General features: G+C 33.9%; 27 protein-coding genes and 1 pseudogene. All 28 read left to right on the forward strand.

Annotation, left to right across the window (positions count from 1 at the left end; translation table 11 throughout):
• On the forward strand, nt 1-1,519 hold a 1,519-nt coding region (gene asnB, locus MKD52_RS03185), incomplete at its 5' end, for an asparagine synthase (glutamine-hydrolyzing) (protein ID WP_242099217.1).
• Nucleotides 1,516-2,595 (forward strand): DUF354 domain-containing protein, encoded by a 1,080-nt coding sequence (locus MKD52_RS03190; RefSeq protein ID WP_242099218.1) that lies wholly within the window; start codon nt 1,516-1,518, stop codon nt 2,593-2,595. The genes asnB and MKD52_RS03190, both read left to right, overlap by 4 nt.
• Nucleotides 2,589-3,653 (forward strand): Gfo/Idh/MocA family oxidoreductase, encoded by a 1,065-nt coding sequence (locus tag MKD52_RS03195; RefSeq protein WP_242099219.1) that lies wholly within the window; start codon nt 2,589-2,591, stop codon nt 3,651-3,653. Before MKD52_RS03190 ends, MKD52_RS03195 begins: the two co-directional genes overlap by 7 nt.
• Nucleotides 3,650-3,871: a hypothetical protein gene (locus tag MKD52_RS03200; protein ID WP_242099220.1), complete on the forward strand. Its 222-nt coding sequence runs from the start codon at nt 3,650-3,652 to the stop codon at nt 3,869-3,871. Before MKD52_RS03195 ends, MKD52_RS03200 begins: the two co-directional genes overlap by 4 nt.
• A gap of 199 nt (nt 3,872-4,070) precedes the next feature.
• Nucleotides 4,071-4,487, forward strand: a complete 417-nt coding sequence (locus MKD52_RS03205; RefSeq protein WP_242099901.1) for an acyltransferase — start codon at nt 4,071-4,073, stop codon at nt 4,485-4,487.
• Entirely contained in the window at nt 4,488-5,156 is a 669-nt protein-coding gene (locus tag MKD52_RS03210; RefSeq protein ID WP_242099221.1) for a class I SAM-dependent methyltransferase, read from the forward strand.
• Complete coding sequence (locus MKD52_RS03215; RefSeq protein ID WP_242099222.1) at nt 5,129-6,247, forward strand: DegT/DnrJ/EryC1/StrS family aminotransferase; 1,119 nt, start codon at nt 5,129-5,131, stop codon at nt 6,245-6,247. Before MKD52_RS03210 ends, MKD52_RS03215 begins: the two co-directional genes overlap by 28 nt.
• Entirely contained in the window at nt 6,231-6,755 is a 525-nt protein-coding gene (locus tag MKD52_RS03220) for an adenylyl-sulfate kinase (protein ID WP_242099223.1), read from the forward strand. Before MKD52_RS03215 ends, MKD52_RS03220 begins: the two co-directional genes overlap by 17 nt.
• 1 nt (nt 6,756) lies before the next feature.
• Nucleotides 6,757-8,049: a hypothetical protein gene (locus MKD52_RS03225; RefSeq protein WP_242099224.1), complete on the forward strand. Its 1,293-nt coding sequence runs from the start codon at nt 6,757-6,759 to the stop codon at nt 8,047-8,049.
• Between the two features lie 118 nt (nt 8,050-8,167).
• Nucleotides 8,168-8,946: pseudogene (locus MKD52_RS03230) on the forward strand (class I SAM-dependent methyltransferase).
• 44 nt (nt 8,947-8,990) lie between these two features.
• Nucleotides 8,991-9,764: a class I SAM-dependent methyltransferase gene (locus MKD52_RS03235; RefSeq protein WP_242099225.1), complete on the forward strand. Its 774-nt coding sequence runs from the start codon at nt 8,991-8,993 to the stop codon at nt 9,762-9,764.
• Entirely contained in the window at nt 9,748-11,295 is a 1,548-nt protein-coding gene (locus MKD52_RS03240; protein WP_242099226.1) for a hypothetical protein, read from the forward strand. The genes MKD52_RS03235 and MKD52_RS03240 overlap by 17 nt, the downstream gene beginning before the upstream one ends.
• A gap of 3 nt (nt 11,296-11,298) precedes the next feature.
• Nucleotides 11,299-13,620, forward strand: coding sequence for a PEP-utilizing enzyme (locus MKD52_RS03245; RefSeq protein WP_242099227.1), 2,322 nt, complete (start codon nt 11,299-11,301; stop codon nt 13,618-13,620).
• The gene (locus MKD52_RS03250; RefSeq protein WP_242099228.1) at nt 13,611-14,231 is read left to right on the forward strand and encodes a gamma-glutamyl-CDP-amidate hydrolase; all 621 of its coding nucleotides are present in this window, start codon (nt 13,611-13,613) and stop codon (nt 14,229-14,231) included. The genes MKD52_RS03245 and MKD52_RS03250 overlap by 10 nt, the downstream gene beginning before the upstream one ends.
• Nucleotides 14,231-14,710: a hypothetical protein gene (locus MKD52_RS03255; RefSeq protein WP_242099229.1), complete on the forward strand. Its 480-nt coding sequence runs from the start codon at nt 14,231-14,233 to the stop codon at nt 14,708-14,710. Before MKD52_RS03250 ends, MKD52_RS03255 begins: the two co-directional genes overlap by 1 nt.
• Complete coding sequence (locus MKD52_RS03260) at nt 14,707-15,777, forward strand: CDP-glycerol glycerophosphotransferase family protein (RefSeq protein WP_242099230.1); 1,071 nt, start codon at nt 14,707-14,709, stop codon at nt 15,775-15,777. The genes MKD52_RS03255 and MKD52_RS03260 overlap by 4 nt, the downstream gene beginning before the upstream one ends.
• A 31-nt stretch (nt 15,778-15,808) precedes the next feature.
• Nucleotides 15,809-16,567 (forward strand): phosphocholine cytidylyltransferase family protein, encoded by a 759-nt coding sequence (locus MKD52_RS03265; protein WP_242099231.1) that lies wholly within the window; start codon nt 15,809-15,811, stop codon nt 16,565-16,567.
• Nucleotides 16,568-17,413 carry a 3'(2'),5'-bisphosphate nucleotidase CysQ gene (locus tag MKD52_RS03270; RefSeq protein WP_242099232.1) on the forward strand — a complete coding sequence of 282 codons (846 nt, stop codon included), beginning with the start codon at nt 16,568-16,570 and terminating at the stop codon, nt 17,411-17,413. It abuts the gene before it with no gap.
• Nucleotides 17,414-17,479: 66 nt separating this feature from the next.
• Nucleotides 17,480-19,699 (forward strand): type I DNA topoisomerase, encoded by a 2,220-nt coding sequence (gene topA / locus MKD52_RS03275; protein WP_242099233.1) that lies wholly within the window; start codon nt 17,480-17,482, stop codon nt 19,697-19,699.
• A gap of 1 nt (nt 19,700) precedes the next feature.
• Nucleotides 19,701-20,105 (forward strand): pyridoxamine 5'-phosphate oxidase family protein, encoded by a 405-nt coding sequence (locus tag MKD52_RS03280; RefSeq protein WP_112057981.1) that lies wholly within the window; start codon nt 19,701-19,703, stop codon nt 20,103-20,105.
• A 14-nt stretch (nt 20,106-20,119) separates the two neighbouring features.
• The gene (locus MKD52_RS03285) at nt 20,120-20,959 is read left to right on the forward strand and encodes a biotin synthase (RefSeq protein ID WP_112057980.1); all 840 of its coding nucleotides are present in this window, start codon (nt 20,120-20,122) and stop codon (nt 20,957-20,959) included.
• A gap of 5 nt (nt 20,960-20,964) precedes the next feature.
• Complete coding sequence (locus MKD52_RS03290; RefSeq protein ID WP_112057979.1) at nt 20,965-21,807, forward strand: YihY family inner membrane protein; 843 nt, start codon at nt 20,965-20,967, stop codon at nt 21,805-21,807.
• Between the two features lie 53 nt (nt 21,808-21,860).
• Nucleotides 21,861-23,186, forward strand: coding sequence for a hemolysin family protein (locus tag MKD52_RS03295; RefSeq protein WP_242099234.1), 1,326 nt, complete (start codon nt 21,861-21,863; stop codon nt 23,184-23,186).
• Complete coding sequence (locus MKD52_RS03300) at nt 23,187-23,372, forward strand: hypothetical protein (RefSeq protein ID WP_112057977.1); 186 nt, start codon at nt 23,187-23,189, stop codon at nt 23,370-23,372.
• A gap of 10 nt (nt 23,373-23,382) precedes the next feature.
• Nucleotides 23,383-23,877, forward strand: coding sequence for a 5-(carboxyamino)imidazole ribonucleotide mutase (purE, locus tag MKD52_RS03305; RefSeq protein WP_112057976.1), 495 nt, complete (start codon nt 23,383-23,385; stop codon nt 23,875-23,877).
• A 10-nt stretch (nt 23,878-23,887) separates the two neighbouring features.
• Complete coding sequence (locus MKD52_RS03310; RefSeq protein ID WP_242099235.1) at nt 23,888-24,373, forward strand: DUF3972 domain-containing protein; 486 nt, start codon at nt 23,888-23,890, stop codon at nt 24,371-24,373.
• 16 nt (nt 24,374-24,389) lie between these two features.
• Nucleotides 24,390-25,307, forward strand: coding sequence for a damage-control phosphatase ARMT1 family protein (locus MKD52_RS03315; protein WP_277930801.1), 918 nt, complete (start codon nt 24,390-24,392; stop codon nt 25,305-25,307).
• A 1-nt stretch (nt 25,308) separates the two neighbouring features.
• On the forward strand, nt 25,309-26,610 hold the full coding sequence (locus MKD52_RS03320) for a Na+/H+ antiporter NhaC family protein (RefSeq protein WP_242099237.1): 1,302 nt from the start codon (nt 25,309-25,311) through the stop codon (nt 26,608-26,610).

Here is a 26,610-nt window from a genome sequence, read left to right on the forward strand (position 1 = left end):
TTCGCCATTTTGTCCGCATTTGGTGTTAGTTTTTAATGGTGAGATTTATAATTATAAAGAACTAAGACAAGAATTAAAAAAGCAGAGAATCCCCTTTTTTACACAGAGCGATACGGAAGTTTTGCTTCATGCTTATGCGTTTTTGGGAGAAGAGTGTCTCCAAAAATTGAATGGGGATTTTGCCTTTTGTATTCTTGATAAACGCGATAATAGTTTATTTTTAGCGCGTGATAGATTAGGGAATAAACCACTTTTTTATACTCTAAGTCAAGAAAAATTCTTTTTTGCTTCTGAGATTAAAGCGATTTTGGAGATTGGGAAGTTTGGCTTTGATTTAGAAGAAGTTTCAAAATGGATTTTATTTAGCAATGGGAGTGAGAATAAGACTATTTATCAAGGTATTTTTAGCTTTCCGCCTGCTTCATTTGGGAGATTTTTTAATGGAGAGCTTAAGATAAAAAAATATTGGGAATGTGTGCCTTGTGTGGATAGCACTTTGGGGCAGAAAGAAGCATTGGATAGATTAGAAGAGATTCTAAGTGATGCGGTGAAAATACGATTGCGATCAGATGTGCCTATGGCGCTTTGTATTTCAGGTGGAGTGGATAGTTCGATTTTGGCGCATTTGGCTAAGAGAATCGGGGTGGAGTGCTTATATTTTGGGATAAATTTCAAAGAAGCAAAGCAAAATGAAATACAGCATATGAAGCAATTACAGAAAGATTTGGGGATTGATGTTTCTTATATCGCGCCAAATTTAGAGTGTATCAAAGAGGATTTAAGGGATTTGGTGCAGAATCAAGATGAGATTTTTCGCAGTTTTTCTATTTATTTGCAATATTTGCTTTTTAAGAATATCGCGCCCTTTTGCAAGGTTGTTTTAGGCGGACAGGGAGCAGATGAGCTTTTTGGCGGATATTATCACCATATTGGGAGATATATTTTTGCTCATCATAAAGAATTTGAAAATCGTATTAGAATCTATGGCAATGAAGCTTTGAAGGAATACGGATTTGGCTTAAAGTGTTCTTTGGATGATTCTTTGAAATTAAAGCTCTTTAGAGAAGATAATCAAGAGGGAATGAGAATCTTGCAAGAAAATGAATTGCCACTTCCTTCTATGGAGAATCTTTTGGAGAGATTTTTGCTAGATTTTACTCAAGGATTGTGGCTAGATGCTTTTAAATATAATTTGCCCAATCTTTTGCGTTATGAAGATAGAAATGCAATGCAATTTGGGATTGAAAATCGCACGCCTTTTACGGATTATCGCTTGGTTGAATTTGCTTTTTCTTTGGAGTCTTCTTTGAAATTTGCTAAAGGATATAGCAAATATCTTTTGAGACTTTTATTGGAGAGATTAGGGAGCAAGGAGCTTGCTTGGAGGGTGGATAAAGTCGGATTTAGCGCTCCTGAATTTGTTTTAGCGCAGACTTTAGGCTATAATGTTAGCTCACTTTTTGGGATACGCTTAGCGTTTTTTGAGGTATTAAAAATGCGCTTAAAGGGAGAGATATGATTTGGATTGATGTCGCAACTCCTAAGTATGCGATGTTTTTTGCAGGGATGATTAGGGAGCTAGAGAAAAGGGGATTTGAGGTGCTTGTAACAACGCGTTATGCCCCAAATTACACTGAAGCAAAAGAAATTTTAGAATTGCATCAGATTCCACATATTGTGCTTGGGGAGTATGGTGGCGCAACGCTTTTGGAAAAATTTGAAGCAAGGATTTTTAGACAAAAAGAAATTTTGGATTTATTTAAAGCAAGAGGGGTTCCAAAAGTGCTAATTTGTGGGGCTGTAGTTGATAGTGTGCAGGTAGCCTATGGGATTGGGATTCCAGTGGTGAATATTTATGATACTCCTGCTTTTACTAAGCCAAAAGATAGCGAATGTCCAAAGGAATTAACTGCGGTAGCTAGGCTCACTTTGCCTTTTTCAAAAATATTTTTTTATCCTTTTGTGTTGCCAAAAGAATTAATGTTGCGTTTTGCACTCGATGAAAATCAAATCCAATCGTATCCCTTTATTGATGTGGCATTGTGGATAAATGCTATCCAAAAAGATCCTAAAAATGATTTCCGAACACGCTATGGGCTAAATACACAAAAACCTACAATTCTAATTCGCGAAGAAGAGTATAAAGCTCATTATGTTAAAGAAAAGATTCCGACTATTTATGAAGTGATTCCGTTGCTAAAAAAAGAAATGGATGTGAATTTAGTGATTATGCCTCGCTATGAAAAAGAGAGACTAAAAAAGGATTTTGGAGAGATTGCTATTATTTTAGAAGAGAAACTAAAACCAGAAGAGTTTTACCCTTTTATTGATTTGTTTATCGGTGGAGGTGGGACAATGAATCTTGAATCAGTTTGTTATGGGATTCCCACCATTTCCACGCGTTCAATTTGGTTAGTTCATGATCAATATTTGATTAAAAACAAACTAATGTTTTGGAGTCAAGATTGCAACGAGATTGTGCAAATTACAAAATCTATGCTAGGCAAAAGGATTGATTCGCGAAGCTATTTCGTGCGTGGGGAATGTAGTTTTGATTCTATGATTGAGAGAATTACAAAGGAGATTTTATGTTAGGTGTGGCATTGCTTGGTTGTGGGAGAATCGCTCTTCGTCATGCAGAGCTTTTAAGTAGGGGTGGGATTGATGGTGCTAAATTAGTCTGTGTGTGCGATATAGATGAAAGTCGTTCCAAGCAATTTGGAGAGAAATATCAAGTCCCCTATTTTACAAGCTTAGATTCGATGATGGAATCTTGCAAAAATAAAATTGATATTGTTTCTATTCTTACTCCAAGTGGAATGCATGCTAAAAATACTTTGGAAGTTGCACCCTATAAAAAACATATTATTGTTGAAAAGCCTATGGCATTGACTTTAGAAGATGCCGATAAAATGATTGAAGCTTGTGATAGAAATGGAATAAGACTTTTTGTAGTCAAGCAAAACCGCTATAATTTGCCCGTTCAAAAATTAAGAGAGGCTTTGGAAGCGGGGAGATTTGGTAAGCTTGTAATGGGCAGTGTGCGAGTGCGATGGTGTCGAGACAATGCATATTATCGTCAAGATTCTTGGCGTGGGACTTGGGCGATGGATGGAGGTGTTTTTACCAATCAAGCTAGTCATCATATTGATTTGTTAGAGTGGATGATGGGCGATGTGGAGAGCGTGTTTGCTAAAAGCATAACAGCATTAAGTGAGATTGAAACTGAAGACACTGGAGTGGCGGTTTTGAAGTTTAAAAACGGAGCTTTGGGGGTGATTGAAGCGACCACTGCTACACGCCCTAAAGATTTAGAAGGTAGCATTTCGATTCTAGGAGAGTTTGGAAGTGTTGAGATTGGTGGATTTGCAGTAAATGAAATCAAAACTTGGAATTTTGTAGAATCTTTAGAAAGCGATAAAGAAGTGAGAGAAAAATACTCGACTAATCCGCCTAATGTTTATGGATTTGGTCATAAAGAATATTATTTGCATGTGATTGATTCGATCGTGCATAATAAAAAAGCACTTGTTGATGGTTTAGAAGGGCGAAAGAGTTTGGAGCTAATTATTGCAATGTATGAATCAATTGAAACAGGCAAGGAAGTTTTTTTGCGATTCCAGCCTAAGCGGTGCAAATTAGGGCATCTATGAAAAGAATTGTATTTTTGGGAGCAAAAAAGATAGGATTTGAGTGCTTAGCTTGGTTATTTGCTAGGCAAAAAGAATTGGATTATGAGATTATTGCAGTGGGAACCTCACATAGGGGTGCGGAAATTAAAGAGTTTTGCAAGACACATAATATTAAAGAAATTCAAAATTTAGACGATTTATTGGAGTTGGACTTTGATTTTATAACAAGAATATATTAATTGCACTAAAGAAATTGAGAAATTGCATTGAATTTGCATTATCATAGAGAATTGAGGCGCTAAAGTGTATATTTATATCAAGGGAGATTAGTTGAAAAAGCCATTTAAACAATCGCAAAGTAAGGATTTGAATTATTCTATTAAATCATTAAAGGAAGGAAGTTTTACTTTGTATCAAAGTCAGATTCGTGAGGTTAAAATGGGGGTTAATGTTAAAATTGTAGAGCCTTGCAATCTCTATGAATGCGAACTTTGCGATGAGGTTTTTGTGGGACCTTTTGTGGAGATTCAAAGGGGTGTGAAAGTGGGAGCTAAGAGCAGAATCCAAAGTCATAGCTTTATTTGTGAGCTAGTCAGCATTGGAGAATCTTGCTTTATTGGGCATGGTGTAATGTTTATTAATGATTTATTCCAAGAGGGCAGACCAGCTGGTAATTCTGCATTGTGGAGAGAAACAAGAATTGGGAATAATGTGAGTATTGGTAGTAATGCTACGATTTTACCTGTGGATATTTGTGATGGCGTGGTGATTGGTGCGGGGAGTGTGGTAACTAAGAATATCACTAAAAAAGGCATTTATGCGGGAAATCCCGCAAGATTAATAAGGGAGATATAAGTGCTAGAAAAAGCTGTCTTAGAAATAGAGAAAAGAAGGGAAGTATTAAGAGGAGAAAATAGCCTTATAGAAGTGGTGGATTTTGGAGCAGGGGCACCTTATGATAAGCGAAGCAAAGAACAGATGGAAGCAGGGGTTTTTGTAAAAATTCCATTGTCTAATTTAGCAAAGATTGGAGTTAAAAAGGAAAAGGCTGAATGTATTTATAAAATTTTTTCTGATTTGTTTCCTAAAGCTATTTTAGAACTTGGAACTTGTTGTGGGTTTTCAAGTAGCTATATGAGTTTTTTTGCCCCAGATTCTAAGATTTATACTATTGAGGGAAGCCCAAATATTGCAACTATTGCAAGAGATAATCATCAATTTTTTGGTTTGAAAAATGTCTTTGTATTTGAGGGAAGATTTGAAGTAGTATTGCCAAAACTCTTAAATGAAATTTCTCCTATTGATTTTGCTTTCATTGATGGGCATCATGATAAGGAAGCAACTTTGAGATATTTTAGACAAATTTTACCCTTTATGAGTAAGGGTGGTGTTATGCTTTTTGATGATATTACATGGAGTGATGGTATGAAAGAGGCTTGGAGGGAAATTGTAGATTCTAAACAATATATGAAATTTGAAGAATTGGGTGAGGAAAATTGGAAAATGGGTGTGCTATGGTTGTGAAATTTTTAGATTTGCATAAGCAATATTTGGGGATTAAAGAGGAAGTGGATAAAGCAATCTTTGAAGTGATAGAAAAAAGTGCTTTTATTGGAGGAGAAGCGGTTGAATCTTTTGAGGAAGAGTTTTCAGAATTTATTGGTGGCGGAGTTAAGACACTTGGAGTTGGTAATGGAAGTGATGCTTTAGAAATTGCAATTGAAGCTTTGAATCTCCCAAAGGATAGTGAAGTGCTGGTTCCTGCAAATACCTTTGCAGCAAGTGCAGAAGCAGTGGTAAGAAATGGATTAAAAATCGTTTTTGTAGATTGTGGAGTGGATTATACTTTAGATATTGAGGATTTAAAGAGTAAGATTACACCAAAAACTAGTGCGATTATGGCGGTGCATTTGTATGGGCAAAGTGCAAGAATGAAAGAGATTTTGGAGTTAGCCCAAAAGCATTCTTTAAGAGTGATTGAAGATTGTGCGCAAGCTCATGGGGCGAGATATAATGGGCAATGTGTTGGGAGTTTGGGCGATATTGCAGCTTTTAGCTTTTATCCTGGCAAGAATCTTGGGGCTTATGGTGATGGCGGAGCGATTGTAAGTAGAGATGAAGCGTTAATTAAAAAGTGTAAATGTATCGCACACCATGGAGGGTTAAGGAAATATGAACATGAGATTGTTGGTAGGAATTCTAGGCTTGATGGGATTCAAGCGGCAATTTTAAGAGTGAAGTTGAAACATTTGGATTCTTGGAATAAAAGGCGTAGAGAAATTGCAAAGCTTTATATGGATGGATTAAGCGGGATTGTGGAGCTTCCTGAAGTTAGGAAAGAATGTGAATGTGTGTGGCATTTGTTTGTTATCCGCATTCAAAAACGAAATGAATTGTCACAAAAGCTAAACCAAATGGGAATTGAAACAGGATTGCATTACCCTATTTGTTTGCCTAATACTCAAGCATTTTCAAATCAGCCTTATGTAGTGGAATCAAAAACTCCTAAGGCTAAAGCTTGGGAGAGTGAGATTCTTTCATTGCCTATGGGGGAGCATTTGAGTAATGTGGAAGTAGAGAGTGTGATAAAGGCAATCAATGAAGCAATTGGTTAAAGATGGCAAAGGGCTTGTAATATGGCTTTGTGGTTTAGCAGGGAGTGGTAAAAGCACGATTGGGTTTGGGGTTTATGAAGAATTAAAGAAAAAAAATCCAAATATAGTTTATCTTGATGGTGATGAATTGCGCGATTTACTTGGTCATTATGATTATGATAGGAATGGGCGTATTGAGGTTGCTTTGAAGCGCTCGAAGTTTGCCCATTTTCTAAGTGAGCAGGGATTAATTGTGGTTGTTACAACTATTTCAATGTTTGAAGAGATTTATACTTATAATCGTAAGACTTTGGAGAATTATTTGGAAGTTTATATTCAATGTGATTTAGAGGAGTTAAAAAAAAGAGATCAAAAAGGTCTTTATAGTGCTGCATTAAAAGGGCAAATTAAAAATGTAGTAGGAGTGGATTTGTCTTTTGATGAGCCAAATACTGAATTGGTGATTGAAAATGGAGCGAGAAATAATTTGCAGCAAAAAATTGAAAAAATTGTGGAATTTTTGAATTAATATGGAAAGAAAGAGATTTTATGTTTATCCAGCCGGTATTTCTGGAGTTTTGCTTGGAGAAATGATTTTAAAGGCAGAAGATGATTGTGAGATTATTTACATTGATGATAGGGGGGTGGGTATTACATTAGAAGACTATAAAGATGATATTTTGCAAGGTGGATTTGTTGTTAATTTGGCTAATAATAAAGTAAATGGTGGCAATAAAAAGACTATTGATATTTTAAAGAAAAAGCTAGAAAAGTATGGCATTTCTTATAATGAAGAAGCTTTTTGTGGATACACCTTAAAGATGGTTTCAAAAATAACAAATGATATGAAACAATTTACGGGTGATATTGTAGGGATAGAGCTTTGTGGTATTGCTAGTGATAAACATATAGGATATTTGGATGACTATTTGTTAGAGCATTCTAGAGTAAATTTATTATATATTTGTGCCACTAAAAATTCTTTGGAGAATGTTTTAAAAAAATTCAAAAAGAGTCCTTTTAGAAATAGGGTTTATGCGATTTGTTTTCCTTTGGAGCATACAGAAAAACTTTCTTTTTTAAAAGCATTATGTAAGACTTCTATTTTGAATTCCAAAAATAATGATGTGCCAACGATTTATTTGGGTCATGCATTAAGCGATTGGTCAAAAGTGGATATGGAAAAATTTTATGGAGATAAGATAGATTATTTAAGTGTTGGATTGAAAGAATTTGCCCCAAGTAATCTTAAACATATCAAGATTGTAGAGAGTGGATATTTAGGTTTTGATTTGGTTTTTAAAAAGATTAATTTTGATTGTCAAAAAGATTCAATATTGTTTGCTCCTTATAATGAAGAAGAATTTTTTAAATTTTTACCTTTTATGAAGCGGAGCTTGAAAAAATATAGAGTAATTTATAGGCATAGAGGGTTTTTTGAGGGGAAACATTTATGGTGCAAAACAAGTGAAATTCTAAAGGAATTAAGAAAAAATCCTAATTTTTCTATTGATGATTCTTGGAGTATCAATCCTTGGAGTTATAGTAGGAGTTTTGCTTTTGTTGGAGGTATTACTACAGCAGTTAATACTTTTCCAGTTTTAGCTTTGTGTCCAAGTGTGAGTGATAATAGGCAGTTGAATTTAAATTTGGGCGTGAGAGTGAATTTTGATAAAGATGATTTTTTTGAGATAATAGAAAAGATTTTTTGTAATCAACAGCAATGGAGAAAAAGATTGTTGGAGTATAGAGAGTTACATTTTTATCATTTTGGTTATGCAAGTAAGATAATGGGGGATTTTATTATTTCTAAATTTCTGTAAGTTTTATAAAATAGTGATTGACTGAAAGAGTTTAATAGGGTAAATATGTCGTGATTTATGGAAATCAAGTGATGATATTTGTTAAAATAGCAAGAATAATCTTAAACAAGGAAAAATAATGAAACAAGGTGATTTTACAGAAGTAGCTAAGCATTATCATAATCGTCCTGCTTATAGTGAAATGCTGCTAGAAAAATTAATTAGATGTATTAATGATGAAAATAAAAAGATGCAAGATTTGAGAGTTGTTGAGGTGGGTGCTGGGACTGGGAAGCTAACAAAGATGCTAGATGATTTTGGAATGCAAGTTTTAGCAGTAGAGCCTAATGATAATATGAGAGAAGAAGGTATTAAATATACACAAAATACAAGAATTAAATGGCAAAAAGGAAGTGGAGAAGCAACTGGTGTGGAATCTAATTTTGCAGATTGGGTGATTATGGCAAGTTCATTTCATTGGACAGATCCAAGTAAATCTTTGCCTGAGTTTGCAAGAATCCTAAAAAATAGTGCGGGGGGGGGGGCTATTTTACTGCCATTTGGAACCCTAGAAACATTATAGAAGGTTCAGTATTTGATGAGATTGAAAAAGAAATTAAGTGTATTGTTCCAGAGCTTACTCGTGTAAGTAGTGGAAGTCAAAATGCTAAAAAATGGGAAGAAGTTCTTATCTCAACAGGTCATTTTAAAGATTGCTTTTTTATGGAGTGTGATTATGTAGAGATAATGGATAAATCTCGTTATATTGGAGCTTGGAAATCAGTAAATGATATTCAATCTCAAGCAGGAGAGAAGCGTTGGAAACAAATTTTATCAATGATTGAGTCAAAGATTGAGTCATTGGAAAAAATTGAAATTCCTTATAAAATCAGGGCTTGGAGTGTGAAGAGGGCGTAGAAAATCCTTCCATTCTAGGCTTTTTAGAATGGAAGGATTAAGAAATGAAAAAAATTGTTGAACAAGTATGGGATTACACTAAGCATGCAAAATTTTATGAATATAGACCAAACTATGCTCCTGCAACAATTGATATGCTTGTAGCACTAGTGCAAAAAAATCAAAAAAAAGAGATTATAAAGGTAGCAGATATTGGGGCTGGAACTGGAAATCTAAGTATAATGCTTTTGGAGAGAGGTTGCGAGGTTGTTTCAGTAGAGCCTAATGATGCAATGCGCGAGATTGGAGTTCAAAGAACAAAAGATCAAGAGATTGAATGGATTAGGGCAACTGGGATTGATTCTACTTTGCAAAGTGGCGAATTTGATTGGGTAACTTTTGGAAGTAGTTTTAATGTGATGGATAGAACTGAAGCATTAAAAGAATCTTATCGCTTATTAAAGCCTAAAAGTTATTTTTCTTGTATGTGGAATCATAGAGACTTAAATGATCCTATTCAGAAAATAGCAGAAGAGAGTATTATGGAATTTGTGCCAAGTTACACACGCGGAGTAAGGAGAGAGGATCAAAGACCGATTATTGAATCTCATAAGGAGCTTTTTGATAATATTATTTATATTGAAGAGGATTTCTATTTTCATCAAAGCTTGGAGAATTATATCAATGCATGGAGAAGTGTGAAAAATCCATATTGGGATTTAGAAACAAAGGAGGGTGAAGAGTTGTTTGGCAGGATTACTCAAGTTTTAGAACAGAGATTGCCAAAGGAATTTGATATAAAATATACAACAAGGTGCTGGAGTGCAAAGAAAGTTTAAAAATATCTACTTTTACCCAAATGGAGAGGATACGCAAGCGGCATTGGTGATTTTGAAAAATCTCCAAAAAAAATTGGGCTTAGAGCAGAATTTTTTAGTTCTTGATGATGCTAAGGTAGAATCTTCTCTTGTTGAAAATAAAGAGAAGATTCTGCAAAATGGAGTATTGTGGATTATTCATCAGGATAAAAATATTTATGAGATTTTAGAAAAAAAAGCAAAAATTCTTCCTAGAGAACTTGTTTTTAATGGGATTGAAGAAATTGACAGAATTTTATTTGAATGCTTAAAAAAAGTTGAATTTTCCGAAATTAAGAAAAATACAACCAATGAAACTTTTCTCTTTTTGAGTTTAACTAGTTACTTTGTATTGCAGTTTTATCTGACTTTAAAAGAAAAGAGTTTTTTATTGCAAGAATTAGAAGATTTAAGCAAGAAAATAAGCGCTTATTTTAGAGATTTGTTTAAGATTCCTCCAAAGTGCATTGGAGTTGCTGTTACGACTTTTGCTAACAATAAACATTTGGGAAATATTGCTAAAAAGCTAGAAGAAAAAGGTGCGAAAGTTATTTATGTTTATGGTAGTCAAGAAAGTTATGAGAAAATACCACAAGCACAGAAACACAAGTGTATTTTACTGCCTTTACAAATGAGTTATATGGGGAATTTTTTCACTATTTTTGAAGTTTTTATTACTTGCCTTATGCCTCTAACTTCACCTAGTTGGGGGAATAGGACAATTTATGTTCCACACGCTTTTATTGATCCTATTGCGGCTTTAATTCAGAGAAAAAGACCTCTTGATGATTTTTGGTTTCAGAGAAAAATGGGTATTAATGGATATCGAATTATCTCCAGTCTGTCTAATTATAGAATCTATCAAGATAAATTTAAAGAATATGGTTTTGAAGAAGAACTTGTTTGTGGCGGTTATCCAAGTTTAGATGCAAATATTTTTGAATATGACAAGTTAAAAGAGCAATCAGGTATAAGTATTTTGATTGCTATTAATCATTATGAGAGTCTTAAAATAATCAAAGATTTTTTATTAGAATATCAAAGTTTTCATGCTCGACAAAAGGTATATTTTCGTCCACATCCCATTGGTAATATTTTGCGCAAAGAAAGCGATGAGATTGCTAAGGAGTATGCGAAATTTCCTTGGTTTATTTATGATACTACTAGCAAATTAGAAGCACAGATTATGCGAGAATGTTGTTGTGTAATTGGAGATTATTCAAGTTTGGTTTATACCTTTCCTTTGACAACTTTGAAGCCTGCTATCTTATTGTGTCAAGACAAAAGTATTTTGGAAAATAATTATTTGGGAATTAAGTTTTATAATTCTATCTTGCATAAAAGTGCTTTTAGTGGAAAAGAGTGTTTAAAAAAGGTGCAGGAAATTTTAACAGAGGATAGAGAGGTGAGAGCAAATCAAATTAGAGAATATCGCGAAAAAGAAGTATTTAATTTGGGAAATTCTAGCGAATTTATTGCTAATTTTGTTTTAGAGAAAACTTTAAAAGGGTGAGGTATGTTGCAATTTGTATCTAAAGCTCAGAATTTAAAACTTTTGCAAGGGAAGTTGAAAACTGCTAAAATCCTCCCTATGATAATTTTAACTTTAGAAGATTTTCAAAGGAATAAGAAAGAGATTTTAGGACAAATATCAAGGCTAGATTTTCCAAAAATTATTGTGAGAAGCTCTTCTAAAAAAGAAGATGGTAAAGAAAATTCTAATGCAGGAGCTTTTTTAAGTCTAGCTAATGTTTCTAAAGATGAAAAAGAAATTATAGAAGCAATTTATAAAGTTGCAGATTCTATGCCAGATATTAATGATGAGATTTTGATTCAACCAATGTTGGAGAATGTGCGTTTATGTGGTGTGGCAACAAGTGTAGATAAAGATACATTGGCTCCGTATTATTGTATTGAATATGATGAGAGTGGAGCGACTGATACAATTACTGATGGAAGTGCAAAGGAAAAAGTGAGTTTTTTTAGCCATAGGGATGCGCCTTTGTTGCAAGATACAACCTTGCAATCAATTATTAACTTATTGAAAGAATTGGAAGTTTTATTTGGTTATGATTTTTTGGATGTGGAGTTTGCAGTGGATAAGCAGGGAGAACTCTATTGTTTGCAAGTGCGCCCTTTAGTCATACAAAATAAGATTAATTTTAGTCATTCTTTGCCCATAGAAGCTCTTAAAAGATTGCAGAAGCGATTTTTATCCTTGCAAAGAACAACTACTAATGTATATGGGAAAAAGGCTATGTTTGGAGTGATGCCAGATTGGAATCCAGCTGAAATGATAGGTTTAAAACCTAAGCGTTTAGCTCTAAGTCTTTATAAAGAAATTATCACAGATAGTATTTGGGCGTACCAAAGGGATAATTATGGCTATCTTAATTTGCGCTCTCACCCCCTTATGCATTCTTTTTTAGGAATCCCATATATTGATGTGCGTCTTTCTTTTAATTCTTTTATTCCTAAAACTTTAGATTCTGCCATTGCTTCAAAATTGGTTGATTTTTATTTAGATACACTTAAAAATAAGCCTTATTTGCATGATAAAATTGAATTTGATATTGTGTATTCTTGCTATGATTTAAATACGCCAAAAAAATTAAAAAAATTGCTTAACAATGGATTTAATGATAATGAAACAAAGCGTATTGAATTCTCATTGCTTGAATTGACAAATAAAATTATCAATCCAAAAAAAGGTTTATATCTTAAAGATTTAAAGAAAATTAAAAAACTCAAGAAAATCTATCAAAATTTAGAAAAAGCGGATTTGTCTATAATTGATAAGATTTATTGGTTAATTGAATCGTGCAAGCGATATGGAACACTTCCATTTGCTGGGATTGCTAGGGCTGGATTTGTGGCAATGCAAATGCTAAATTCTTTGGTGGAAATTGGTTTTTTTACTCAAGAAGAAAGAGAAGTTTTTTTGAATTCATTAAAAACAATTAGCAAACAATTAAGCCAAAAAGTTGCTAATTTAACCTTAGCAAATAAAGAAGAATTTTTAAAGGATTTTGGGCATTTGAGAGCAGGGACTTATAGTATTTTATCGCCGCGTTATGATGAAGCATTTGAAATGTATTTTGAAATACAAAATAAAAGCTCCTTATCCAAGAACTACGATTCCGCTTTTATGTTGTCTGAAGTTAGGATGCAAGAGTTAAATAAACTTTTGTGCGAACACGGGTTAAAGATCAATGCCAAAGATTTTTTAGATTTTTTAAAATGTGCAATTGAGGGTAGAGAGTATGCAAAATTTGAATTTACACGATTACTCTCACAAGCTTTAGTTTTAATCGGACAGCTCGGCGATTATTATGGAATTACAAGAGAGGATATGGCTTATTTGGATATTAAGAGCATTTTAAACTTGTATGCTTCTTTGTATTCCAAAAAACCTAGAGATCGCTTTTTAGATGAGATTAGGTATCATAAAGAAGAATATGAATTAACTTTGGCTTTGAAACTACCACCTTTGATTTCAGAATCTGCAGAAATTTTTAGCTTTTTTGGGGCTAGAGTAATGCCAAACTTTATTACTCAAAAGGAAGTGAATGCACAAATAGCAACACAAGAAGATGCTGAAGTTCAGGGTAAAATTATTTTGATTAAATCCGCAGATCCCGGTTATGATTATTTATTTGCAAAAAAAATTGCAGGATTGATTACTTGTTATGGTGGAGCAAATTCACATATGGCTATTCGGGCTTCAGAGCTTGGGTTGCCTGCGGCTATTGGAGTTGGAGAAGATGCATTTAATCAATATTTGAGAGCTAAGAGAATTAAGCTTGATTGTCAAAGTGAGCAGATTATATGCCTTTAGGGTTTATTGGAATCTCCCAAAGAATAGTAGAAAATACAGATTATTTTGAGATAAGGGAAGCATTGAGTTTGGAATGGGGGGAATTTTTCAAACAAGAATTGCAAAATTACATACCTTTGCCTTTGAGCTATGCTATTTCTTTTCAAGAATATGCTCAGAAACTAGGTAGTCATTTAAAAGGGGTGATTTTGAGTGGTGGAAATGATTTGTCTTGTTTTAATAATAATAAAATCTCCCAAATACGCGATGATTATGAGGGCAAGATTATTGATTATTGCTCAAGAGAATCGTTACCCTTGCTTGGAATCTGTCGGGGTGCTCAAAGAATTGCAAGTTATTTTGGTGCGACACTTAAATCATGCAATGGGCATATTGGTTCGCATTTAGTGGAGAGTGGTGATAAAAGCTATAAAGTCAATTCTTTTCATAATTATTGCATAGAATCTTTGGGGGATTATTTGATTAAATTGGCTATTTCAAAGGATTTTAGCATTGAAGCTTTTAAGCATATAGAACAAAATATTTTTGGTATAATGTGGCATATTGAAAGAAAAGAAGGAATGATTGATTCTTCTATTTTTAAAGAATGGAAAAAAAGTCTAAAGGAGTGATGGTGAAAGTTTTATATGCACCAAGCAAAAGGGAATTTAGTGATGATTTACATAATAATGTAGCCTGTAGTTTTGATGTGATGGTGTTGGAGACATTGCTTGAGAACAATGATTTAGAAGTGTTTTATTTACCACATGCTCAAAGTTCCAAGAAAGTTTTAGAAGCGATTAAAAGTATTTTTGGGGATTCGATACGATGGGTAAAAAAGTTACCAAAAAATATTGATGTGTTAGTGAGTGATACCTCAAATAGAGTTTACGAACATGCATTATCAACGCATAATCCAAGCATTTTATGCTTATTTGGGTTTAATGGAATACAATATCCTCCAAATGACAAATATTATTCTATGGTGGAGAATTTTTCATATGGAGTGAGTTCTGTGTGTGAGCTTAGAGAAGTATTCTTGAAGTATGATGCAATAAAACAAGCAAAGAAAGATAAAATTCAAGAATTTTTTAATGGAGTGATTTTATGATTGAAGAGACTATTAAGCAATTTATTCAAACAGCAAAACGCACCATAGAATCTTATTTAAGTAAAGATCGTAAAAATATTTGTGTGGTATCTTATTACCCTACTTATCGTAAGCAGTATGGAGATTTAATCGCTTGTTTGAAGGAAAAATATAATGTTATTACGATTGTAGAGAGAATTTTGAATGATGAATTTGAGAGTAGTGGGCATCACAATGTTTTATTTCCATGGCGTATTATTGAAAATGGACAAACTTATTATTTGAATGCTGATATTGAAGGGATTGATTTGATTTTGACTGCTGATCAGGTAGGATATGAGAATGGTAAAATTGATAGGACTTTCCTTAGCACATCAGCAAAGCGAATCTACTTTCCTCATAGTTTAGTTGAGGCAACAGGGGCAAGTGAAGTGGTTGATTATATTTTGGTGCCCTCTAAAATTGCTATGGAATCTTTTAGAAAATCTTTCAAAAAAGCCAAAGTGAAATTATTAGAAAGTGGTTATCCAAAGCTAGATAAGGCAATACAAACTTATGCTTATCAAGATACTAATACTATAACTTATGCTCCAAGTTTGCGTTATGTTGGGGGTGATTATGCAAGTTTAAATCTTTTTGCAGGAGTTGAAAATAACCTTATTGAAACCCTTTTGGATTCCAGTAATTATAATATTTCTTATCGCGCTCATCCTATGAATTTTCAAAACAATCATTCTTTTTATAATTTGATTAAATCAAAATGGAATAGTGAGCCACGCGTGAGCTTTGATGAAAAATTAGGCAATGATTTTGGCAATATTAGTGACTTTTTAGTGACAGATTTTTCTATAACGGCTTTTACATTTTCTTTAAGCACTTTGCGATCAAGTTTATTTTTTGCTCCCTTACAATTAACAACACATTTGGCAGATTTTATCCCTGCTATTAGTATGGAGGGACAAATTCGTAGCTTAAAAGACTTAAGAAAAAAATTGCCAACAAAAGAGGCACCGAAGATTCCCAAAGAATTAAAGAGTTTAGAGATGAAAATGTTTATAATATTGGTAGTAGTGTGGATGCGATTTTAGAGCAGATTGATGAAATTTTACAAGGAAAATTGTGAGAGCAATTATTTTAGCAGCAGGGTTTGGATCAAGATTGATGCCTTTAACGGCTCATAATCCTAAATGTATGGTGGAATATCAGGGCAAGAAGATTATTGATTATGAAATTCAAGCTTTAAAGCAAGCTGGAATTTCTAAAATTGCAGTTGTTGGTGGGTATTTGCAAGAAGTTTTGAGGGATTATTTATCTAAAACATATGCTTTGAAAGAATTTTTTAAAAATCCCAATTTTGATTCTACTAATATGGTTGCAACATTGTTTTGTGCAAGACAATGGATAGAATCTTGCATTCAACATAAAGAAGATTTGTTGATTTCTTATGCAGATATTGTTTATTCTAAAGAAATTGTAGAAAAGCTAAAAAATACTGATGCGCCTTTTGGAATTATTGTGGATAAAAATTGGAGAGAACTTTGGGGGAAGCGATTTGATAATCCGCTAGAAGATGCAGAAACTCTAAAAATAAAAGAAAATAGAGTTATTGAGCTTGGCAAAAAACCAAAAGATTATAGTGAAATTGAGGGTCAATATATTGGGCTTTTTAAGTTCTCTTATGATTTTTTGCCTAAAGTATTGGAATTTTATGATGAACTTAATAGAGATTTGTTATATGATGGTAAAGATTTTGCAAATATGTATATGACAAGTTTTTTACAAGCCTTGATTGATAAATATCAAAATGCAGTAGCCATAGAGATTTTTGGAGGATGGTGTGAGATTGACTTTAAAAGAGATTTGGAGATAAAAATCTAAATGAAAAATTTATTGTTTCAAGTTGCTTTAATTACCATAGAAGCCGGTAAAATAGCCTTAAGATATTATGGTAAAGAGGAATTTTCTCTAAAAGAGGATTCATCTCCCATCACTCAAGCAGATTTAGAATCAAATACTTATATTACACAAGCTTTGCAGAAGATTTCTTCCTATGCAGTTTGTTCTGAAGAGGCAGTTTTAGAATATGCAAAACGCAAAGATTTGGAGTATTATTGGCTTATTGATCCACTTGATGGAACAAAAGATTTTTTGGCAAAAAATGGAGGTTGGACTATCAATATTGCTTTAATCCGCAAAAATCATCCGATTCTAGGTGTGGTATATGCACCTTGTTTTGATGAATTATATATGGGATTGGAGGGTTTTGGGAGCTATACGATAGAATCCCAAAAGCTAAAAAATGCAATGGAATCGCATTGTGTGGATGAGGTGTTTTTAGATTCAAACAAAATTCGCCTAAATGGAGAGAGAAATATAGCAGATAAGCAATTAGTGGCGTGTGATTCTATGTTTCATAGCACAGAATCTACGCAAGAATTTCTCAAAAAATATCATTTAAAAGTCCAAAAATATGGATCTTCTTTAAAAGTTTGTGCATTGGCTAGAGGTGAGGCAGATTTATATCCTAGATTTAATGGCACGAGCGAATGGGATATGGCAGCTTGTGATATTGTGCTAAGAGAGGCAGGGGGTGTAATTTTGGATTGTATGACTAAAAAGCCTTTGCTTTATAATAAAGAAAGTTTTAGAAATAATCATTTTATTGCATTTTCAAAGAGTCAAATAGGGGGACAAATTTATCGCGATCTTTTGGCGCAAGAGTAAGGCGCTTGATATTTTTTGTAAAATTTTTGTATGATTAGAAAAAAATTCTTTGAATAGGGAATGAGTTTGAAAGATTTGATTATTGTAGAATCCCCAACTAAGGCTAAGACAATTAAAAATTTTGTGGGAAGTAATTATGAAGTGATTGCTTCAAAAGGGCATATTAGGGATTTGCCTAAGCATAGTTTTGGCATTAAGATTGATAACCAAGAATTTATACCAGAATACCAAATTGATGAATCGCATAAAAATATAGTAAATGAGTTAAAAAAGCTTGCCAAAAATTCTAAGACAATTTATATCGCAACTGATGAGGATCGAGAGGGTGAGGCAATAGGATTCCATATTGCAACGGCTATTGGTAAGGATCCGCAAAAATTGCCTCGAATCGTATTTCACGAAATCACCAAAAAAGCAATTTTGGATTCGCTTAAAAATCCGCGCCATATTGATATGGATAAAGTCAATGCACAACAAGCAAGGAGATTGCTTGATCGAATCGTGGGTTATCGCTTAAGTCCTTTGATTGCTTCTAAGATTCAAAGGGGTTTGAGTGCGGGTAGAGTGCAAAGTAGTGCTTTAAAGATTGTTGTAGATAGAGAAAAAGAGATTTTAGATTTCAAACCCATTACTTATTATAGTGTGGATATTGCTTTTAAAGAGCAATTAGAATCAGAGCTTTTGGAATTTAAAGGGAAAAAGATTCAAAAGCTTAGTTTGCAAGATAAAGCAGAAACATTAGAGATTATTCAGCAGCTCAAACAAGAAAGCTTCAAAGTTAAAGAAATCGAAAATAAAAAGCGGAAAACAGCCACTCCACCACCTTTTATGACTTCTACACTGCAGCAAAGTGCTAGTTCGATTCTTGGTTTTTCTCCTTCACGCACGATGCAGACAGCCCAAAAACTTTATGAGGGGGTGATGACTCATAAAGGTTCTATGGGTGTGATTACTTATATGAGGACTGATAGTTTAAATATTGCAAAAATTGCACAAGATGAAGCAAAGGATTTTATCATTAAGGCTTATGGAAAAGAATATGCTCCAAGTAAGCCTAAGAACTACGCAACTAAATCCAAAAGCGCACAAGAAGCACACGAAGCCATTCGTCCTACTTTGATTGATTTTACACCACAGATTGCAGCACAATACCTTAAAGGTGATGAGCTTAAATTGTATGCTTTGATTTATAATCGTTTTTTGGCTTCACAAATGAGTGATGCAGAATTTGAATTGCAAAATATTTTTATTGATTCTGATTCTTCTCTTTTGAAAATTAGTGGGAGAAAGTTGATTTTTGATGGATTTTATAGAATTTTGGGCAATGAAGATAAAGATAAATTATTGCCTAATTTAAAAGTTGGTGAGACTTTAAAACTAGAAAAATGCGATTTAAGTGAGCACCAAACTGAACCTCCAGCAAGGTTTTCTGAAGCGAGTCTTATTAAAACTTTAGAATCTCTTGGTATAGGGCGTCCAAGCACTTATGCGCCAACGATTTCTTTGCTCAATTCTCGTGAATATATTAGCATAGAAAAAAAGCAGATTAAGCCTCAAGAAATCGCCTTTAAGGTGGTGGAGCTTTTAGAAAAGCACTTTTTGGAGATTGTGGATTCTAAATTTACGGCAAATTTAGAGGAAAAATTAGATGAAATTGCAGAAAATAAACAAGATTGGCAAAAACTTTTGTGGGAGTTTTATGATCCATTTATTCAAAAAGTAAATGAGGGTAAAACTTCTATACAAAGTCAAAAACTAGCACTCCCAACAGGTGAGAATTGTCCGCTTTGTGGAAAAGAGTTAATCAAGCGAAGCGGAAGATTTGGTGAGTTTGTGGGCTGTAGCGGGTATCCTAAATGTAAATATATCAAAAAAGAAGCAGTAGAGAATGATCAAGAAGAAAGCTATGGTGTATGTGAAAAATGCGGCAAACCAATGGTGAAAAAACGCAGTAGAAGCGGTGAGTTTTTGGCATGTAGTGGTTATCCAGAGTGCAAAAATACGAAGTCGCTTAACTCTACTTCAAGCGCAAAAAAAGCCATAGAAGGCGTGAAATGTCCAAAGTGTGGTGGAGATATTTTGGAGAGAATGAGCAAAAGAGGGAAGTTTTATGGTTGTGCTAATTATCCTAAATGTGATTTTATCTCCACTTATGAGCCAACTAACACACATTGCCCTAAATGCGATTCTTTGATGGCAAAGAGAACTTATCGTAAAAAAGCTGTTTTAGAGTGTATTGCTTGTAAAGAGCGAATTGAAGACATTCAAGCTGAAATAAAGGAATAAAATGACTAAGGAAATTTTAGATTTTTTGGATAAAAATGTTACTTTTTTGGCTACTAAAGGGACTTGTGGAAATCCAAGAGTAAGACCTATGAAGTCTGCATTATATAAAGATGGGAAATTATATTTTTGCACTTCCAATAAGAAAGGAATGTATAAGCATATGCAAAATTTTCCAGGGGTGGAGTTGAGTGCATTTGATGGAGAAAATATGTGGATTAGAATCCGCGGAGAAGTGAAGTTTGATACTAATTTGGCTATTAAAGAAGCAATGTTTGAGAAATATCCAAGCCTTGAAGCAATCTATCAGACCCCGCAGAATCTTGATTTCATTGTATTTTATTTGGAAAAAGTTAGTATTAAGATTCAAGATTTTAAAGGCAGAGATGAAGTTTTGAGATTAGATTAAATTAAGGGCTAAAGATGAAGGAAATTTTTTTATGCACAATTTCTAATGTTTCTAGCGGGAGTTGTGCGGAAGATTGTGCTTATTGCACGCAAAGCGCAAAATACAATGCCGATATTGAGCGCTATAAATTTAAATCCATAGAGCAAATTGTTTTTGAAGCAAAAGAAGCGGCTAAAAATGGTGCTTTAGGATTTTGCTTGGTTACAAGTGGAAGAAATCTTGATGATAAAAGAGTGGAATACATTTCAAGGGCAGCTAGAGCTATTGTTAATGAAGGTTTGCATTTGCATTTGATAGGTTGTAGTGGGATTGCAGATAAAGATTCTTTAAAAGAATTAAAAGAATCAGGGATTGCTAGTTATAATCACAATTTGGAGACTTCTAAAAATTTCTTTCCTAAAATTTGCACAACTCATAGCTTTCAAGAGCGTTATGAGACTTGTGAAAATGCTTTAGAAGTTGGGCTTGGATTGTGTAGTGGTGGAATCTTTGGAATGGGAGAATCTTGGCAAGATAGAATGGATTTACTCCACGCACTCCAAACCCTAAAACCCCATAGCACACCTATTAATTTTTTTATTCCAAACAAAGCCCTGCCTCTAAAGCAAGAAGTTCTAAGTCAAGAAGAAGCATTGGAGTGTGTGAGATTGGCAAGGGAGTATTTGCCTGATGCGAGATTAATGATTGCTGGAGGGAGAGAGCGAGTTTTTGGAGAGAATCAAAAAGATTTATTTGAATGTGGTATTAATGCGGTGGTTTTGGGGGATTATTTAACAGCAAAAGGCAATACACCTAAGGAAGAAGTTTTAAGAATCAAATCATATGGATATGGAATTGCTACAAGTTGTGAGTAATTAAAATGTATTTAAAGCTTATATCAAGAATTAAAGTCGAATCCATTCCATTGCTAAAGAGCTTATATGGGTTTTTAAAGGGGGATTTGCTTTATTTTGCAGCTAGTCTTAGCTTTTATACTATTTTTGCTCTTTTGCCGATGCTTTTGATTGTTTTTTCTCTTGTAGCAGCCTTACCAGATTTTAAGGATTATTTGGAGAGCTTTAAGAATCTAGTTATTACAAGTTTTCTACCAACACATTCTGATGTTTTTTTAGATTATATGGATAGCTTTTTGGCGAATTCTGCAAAGCTTGGTGGAATGGGACTATTGTATGCTTTTATTACCTCTATTTTATTTTTTAAAAACTATCAATTTATTGCAGGTAAAATTTTTCATACAAATCCACGAAAATTTTGGGATTCTTTAGCCGTTTATTGGACTTGCATGACACTTTTTCCGGTAGGAATTTTGTTTTCTATTTATTTGAGTGCTAAGGCTTATGCTTATTTAGATGTTTTAGGATATAAAGATTTTATGCTTTGGCTCTTTAGGCTTAGCCCTTATTTGATTACTTGGGTGATTTTTTTTGTTTTTTTTAAGATTTCTGCAAATACGCAAATTGATTTTAAAAATACTTTAATAAGCTCACTTATTACGGCTTTGCTTTGGTCTTTTTGTAAGTGGGGATTTGTGTATTATGTTTTTTATAATAAGGCTTATTTGACACTTTATGGTTCTTTTAGTATTTTATTGTTTTTGTTTATTTGGGTGTATCTTTCTTGGGCAATTTTGCTTTTTGGAATGAAACTTAGTTATGCCTTTGATAAAGTCTTTTGTAAGGAAATGCAAAAAGAAGTTAATTAAAAGTTAGTTGTGATATAATATTAGGTAATTTTTAAAATTTTAAAGGAGAATGTTTGGAAGTTGATTCGATTTTGCTGTCTATTCTTGCTTTGTTTCTTGTTTTGTTGAATAGTTTTTTTGTTCTCTCTGAATTTGCCATTGTTAAAATTCGCCGCTCCCGCTTAGAAGAGTTAGTTAAGCGCGAAGTCTCTGGAGCAAAACTTGCACTTAAAGTTACAGGGAAGCTTGATTCTTATCTTTCTGCGACACAACTTGGAATCACTCTTTCATCTTTAGGGCTTGGTTGGATAGGAGAACCAGCAGTTGCGCGACTTTTAGAAGTCCCCTTTAAATATTTTATTGGAGATAACCCTGTTTTATTGCATTCTGTAAGCTTTATGATTGCCTTTAGTTTTATTACGCTTTTGCATGTAGTTATAGGAGAAATTGTTCCAAAATCTATTGCAATTGCCAAGGCTGAAAAATCTGTGTTGCTGATTGTTAGACCTTTGCATGTTTTTTGGGTAGTGTTTTATCCGGTGATTAAGATTTTTGATTTTATTGCCACGGTAGTTTTACATGCAATTAAAATTAAACCTGCTAGTGAGGGTGAAGAGAGTGCGCACTCTGAAGAAGAGCTTAAAATTATTGTGGGAGAAAGCTTAAAAGGAGGGTATTTAGATACGATTGAAAATGAAATTATTCAAAATGCTGTAAGCTTCTCTGATACAATGGCAAAAGAAATTATGACACCCAGAAAAGATATGATTTGTTTGTATGATGATAATAGCTATGAAGAAAATATGCAAATTGTCACAACGACTAAACATACGCGCTACCCTTATTGCAAGGAAGGTAAAGATAATATCGTTGGAATGGTGCATTTAAGAGATTTGTTAGAGACAATGTTATCAAAAAATCCTTCTAAAGAGTTGGAAAAATTGGTAAGAGAAATGATTATTGTTCCAGAGAGTGCTTCGATTTCTAATATCCTTATCCAAATGAATCGCAGGCAGATTCATACGGCTTTAGTAGTTGATGAATACGGCGGAACGGCTGGATTGCTTACGATGGAGGATATTTTAGAAGAAGTTATTGGTGATATTTCTGATGAGCATGACAAAAAAAGTGAGGATTATCATAAAATTGATGAAGATACCTATTCTTTTGATGGAATGTTGGATTTAGAGCGTGTGGCTGATGTGCTTGGAATTGCTTTTGAAGAGGATACCGAACAAGTTACTATTGGTGGATATGTCTTTAATTTGTTAGAGCGTATGCCGGTGGTTGGCGATATTATTAGTGATGAATTTTGTGAATATGAAGTTTTAGCCACACAGGGAGCTAGAATTGTTCGTTTAAAAGCAAAAAAGAAGCCTTTTGAAATGCAAGAAGAATAAATGATAGATTTCTTTTTTGTAGGACTACAGCTTTTATTTATAGGGTTGAAATTAGCAGGAAAAATTGAATGGTCGTGGTGGCTAGTGCTTTTGCCTGCAATTTTATATCTATTTTTTTACTTTTTTTTAATGGTGTTAATTGGTGGATTTTTAATAGGATTGGGCGCCGCACTCTCAACAATATAAAGGAGAATAGATGGAGTTTATAGCAATTTTAATGGGAAGCAAGAGTGATTATGAAGTGATGAATGAATGTATTTTGGTGCTAAAAAAATTTGATGTGCCTTATGAAGTGATTATTAGTTCAGCGCATAGGAGTCCAAATCGGACTAAAGAATATGTGAAGCAAGCAGAGCAAAAAGGTGCAAAAGTTTTTATTGCAGCAGCGGGGATGGCAGCGCATTTAGCAGGAGCGGTAGCGTCAATGACAACAAAGCCTGTTATTGGAGTGCCTCTTAAAGGGGGGGCTTTAGATGGTTTAGATTCTTTGCTCTCCACGGTGCAAATGCCTTCTGGAATGCCTGTAGCAACTGTGGCTTTAGGGAAAACTGGGGCAGTTAATAGTGCTTATTTGGCAATGCAGATTCTAGCATTAAACAATGCAGAATTAGAAGGAAAATTACGAGAAGATCGTGTAATGAAAGCTAAAAATGTTGAATTAGATTCCCAAGATATTGAAGTGATTTTGTAGGGGATGTGCGATGGAGACTTGGGTTAAGATTGATGAGTTTGCTTCTTTGGCTAATCTAACAAGGGAGAGAGTGTTAGAAATGGTTGCTAGTGGTGAATTAAAAAGCAAACAAGAAAATGGAGATTTTCTCATTGATGCAGGGAGTGGCACAAAAGCTGTGGTGCATACAGGTAGCAATGCAGTAATGATAGATAACCCAAGTGTTGGTGTAGATAGTGAGTTTGTTGAAAAAACAATTGGCACGATTCTTAGTTTGCATGAAAAAGTGATTAGTGCTAAAGAAGAAACAATTACAAGCGTTAAAAGTGAGAATCAATTTTTAAAAGATGCCCTTTTTAATACACAAGAAGTTTATGAAGATGATAAAAAAACAATCGCTATTTTGCGAGAGCAACTCAAAGCAGCCCAAGAAGAAATCGAGTTTTTAAAACGGAAATATAAAATGATGTGGGGCAAAGTGATTAATACAAAACCAAAAGAAGGAATGAACGATTAATTTAGAACAAAGATGCTTGGCTTGCTTGCAAAAACAAGCAGTGAGAACAGCAGAAGTCATTAATTTTTTTCAAAAAGAAGCAATCAATCAAATAGAGCAAGAAATTTTAGTTAATTATCAAGAGAGCGTTTTAGGTTTTTTTGAAAAAAGGGGAATTATTTTAGAAAAAAATAGAGAGATTCCTCCTACACTTTTGGCAGTGGTTTTGTATGATAGGATTTCAAAGCTAACCAAAAATCCTGCGCCTTATTGGCAAATTAAACAACAAAGTATTCAAAAAGCAAGGCTAATTAAAGAAACTCTTAGAAAAAAACTAAAAACAATTCCCAAAGAGAAACAATTGGAGTTTGGGATTTATTGTGCGGTGCTTGGAAATGTGATTGATTATGGCGCTGAGTATGCATTTGACTTGGAAGCAGAGTGTCAAAAAATTTTTGATACACGCTTTGCTTATTTTCACATAAATGCTTTAAAGCAGCAGTTGCAAAAGGCAAAAAAAATAGTTTATATTGGCGATAATGCGGGAGAAAATGAGCTTGATGAAGTTTTGATTCAAATCCTTAAAGCCCATTATCCGCAATTGCAAATTTTTTATTTTGTAAGAGGTGCAGAGATTATTAATGATATTACTTTAGATGATTTGCAGCAAAGCGATTCAGAACTTTTTAGAATCTGTGAAGTAAGGGATAGTGGTGTGCCAAGCCCTGGATTTATTTATGAACTAGCTAGTATTGAATCCCAAAGGCTTTTTGGGGAGGCGGATTTGATTTTTGCTAAGGGAATGGGAAATTTTGAATCACTAGAAAAACAAGCACAAGATGATTCTAGAATCTTTTTTTTATTTAAAATAAAATGCAATGTTGTAGCGGATTATTTAAATCAAAAATTAGGGGAATTTGTATTATTGCATTCCCATTCTTTAAAAAAGGATTAGTATGCTAACCAATCCGGTTGTAGTTTCAATTTTTGTTATGAGTGTGCTTTGTTTGGCACGATTAAATGTTTTGTTGGCGATTCTTGTTTCAGCTTTGGTTGCTGGAGTTGTTGCGGGGAATGGATTTGAAGAGACTATTAAGGTCTTGATTTCTGGAATGTCAGGTAATTTAGAAATTGCTTTGAGTTATATCTTGCTTGGTGCTTTAGCAAGTGCGATAGCAAGGACAAATCTTACGCCTATTTTTGTGCATCATATTGCCAATTTTATTCAGAATCGCCGTTTGATGTTTTGTCTTTTTATTGCATTTTTTGCTTGTTTTTCACAAAATCTTATTCCGGTGCATATTGCCTTTATTCCTATTTTAATTCCACCGCTTTTACCTTTAATGAATCGCTTAAAAATTGATAGAAGGGCGGTTGCTTGTGCTTTGACTTTTGGGTTAAAAGCGCCTTATGTAAGTTTTAGTGTTGGGTATGGATTGCTATTTCATACAATTTTACAAAAGCAATTAGAGCAAAATGGAATCAATGTTACTTTAGAGCAGATTTCAAGTGTGATGTGGATTGGTGGAGCTAGTATGCTTGTGGGATTGCTTTTGGCAATTTTTATTTTTTATCGGAAGCCACACGAATATCAAAACACTTTCTTAGAAGAAAATGTTTTAAGACATTTGGAAAATCCTAAAATGAGTAGGCAGGATTTTGGTGTTTTATTGGGTGCTATTGTTGCCTTTGTTGTGCAGATTTTGGAAGGTTCTTTGCCATTAGGTGGGATTGCTGGACTTTTTGTGATGATTGCCTTTGGGGCTATTAAGTGGGATAATATTGATAATGTAATTGAAGATGGCTTTAAAATGATGGCTTTTATTGCTTTTGTGATGCTAATTGCAGCAGGATATGGTAGTGTCTTAAAAGAAACAGGGGCTATTGAATCGCTTGCAGAAGCAGCTTCTTCTCTTTCAGGTGGGCAACTTGGCGGCGCAATTATAATGTTATTGGTTGGTTTGTTGGTGACAATGGGTATTGGGACTTCTTTTGGGACACTTCCTATTATTGCAACAACCTATTGTCCTTTGGCATTAAATCTTGGCTTTAGCTATGAGGCTATTATTTTGCTAGTAGGAATTGCAGGGGCATTAGGTGATGCAGGAAGCCCTGCATCAGATAGCACACTTGGTCCTACTTCTGGGCTAAATGCAGATGGACAGCACAATCACATTTGGGATACTTGCGTACCAACTTTTTTGGTTTATAATATACCTTTAATTGTTGGTGGAATCATCGGTTCAATGCTATTGTAA

The organism is Helicobacter sp. CaF467b, assembly GCF_022664765.1.
GTDB classification, from domain to species: Bacteria; Campylobacterota; Campylobacteria; order Campylobacterales; family Helicobacteraceae; genus Helicobacter_D; species Helicobacter_D colisuis.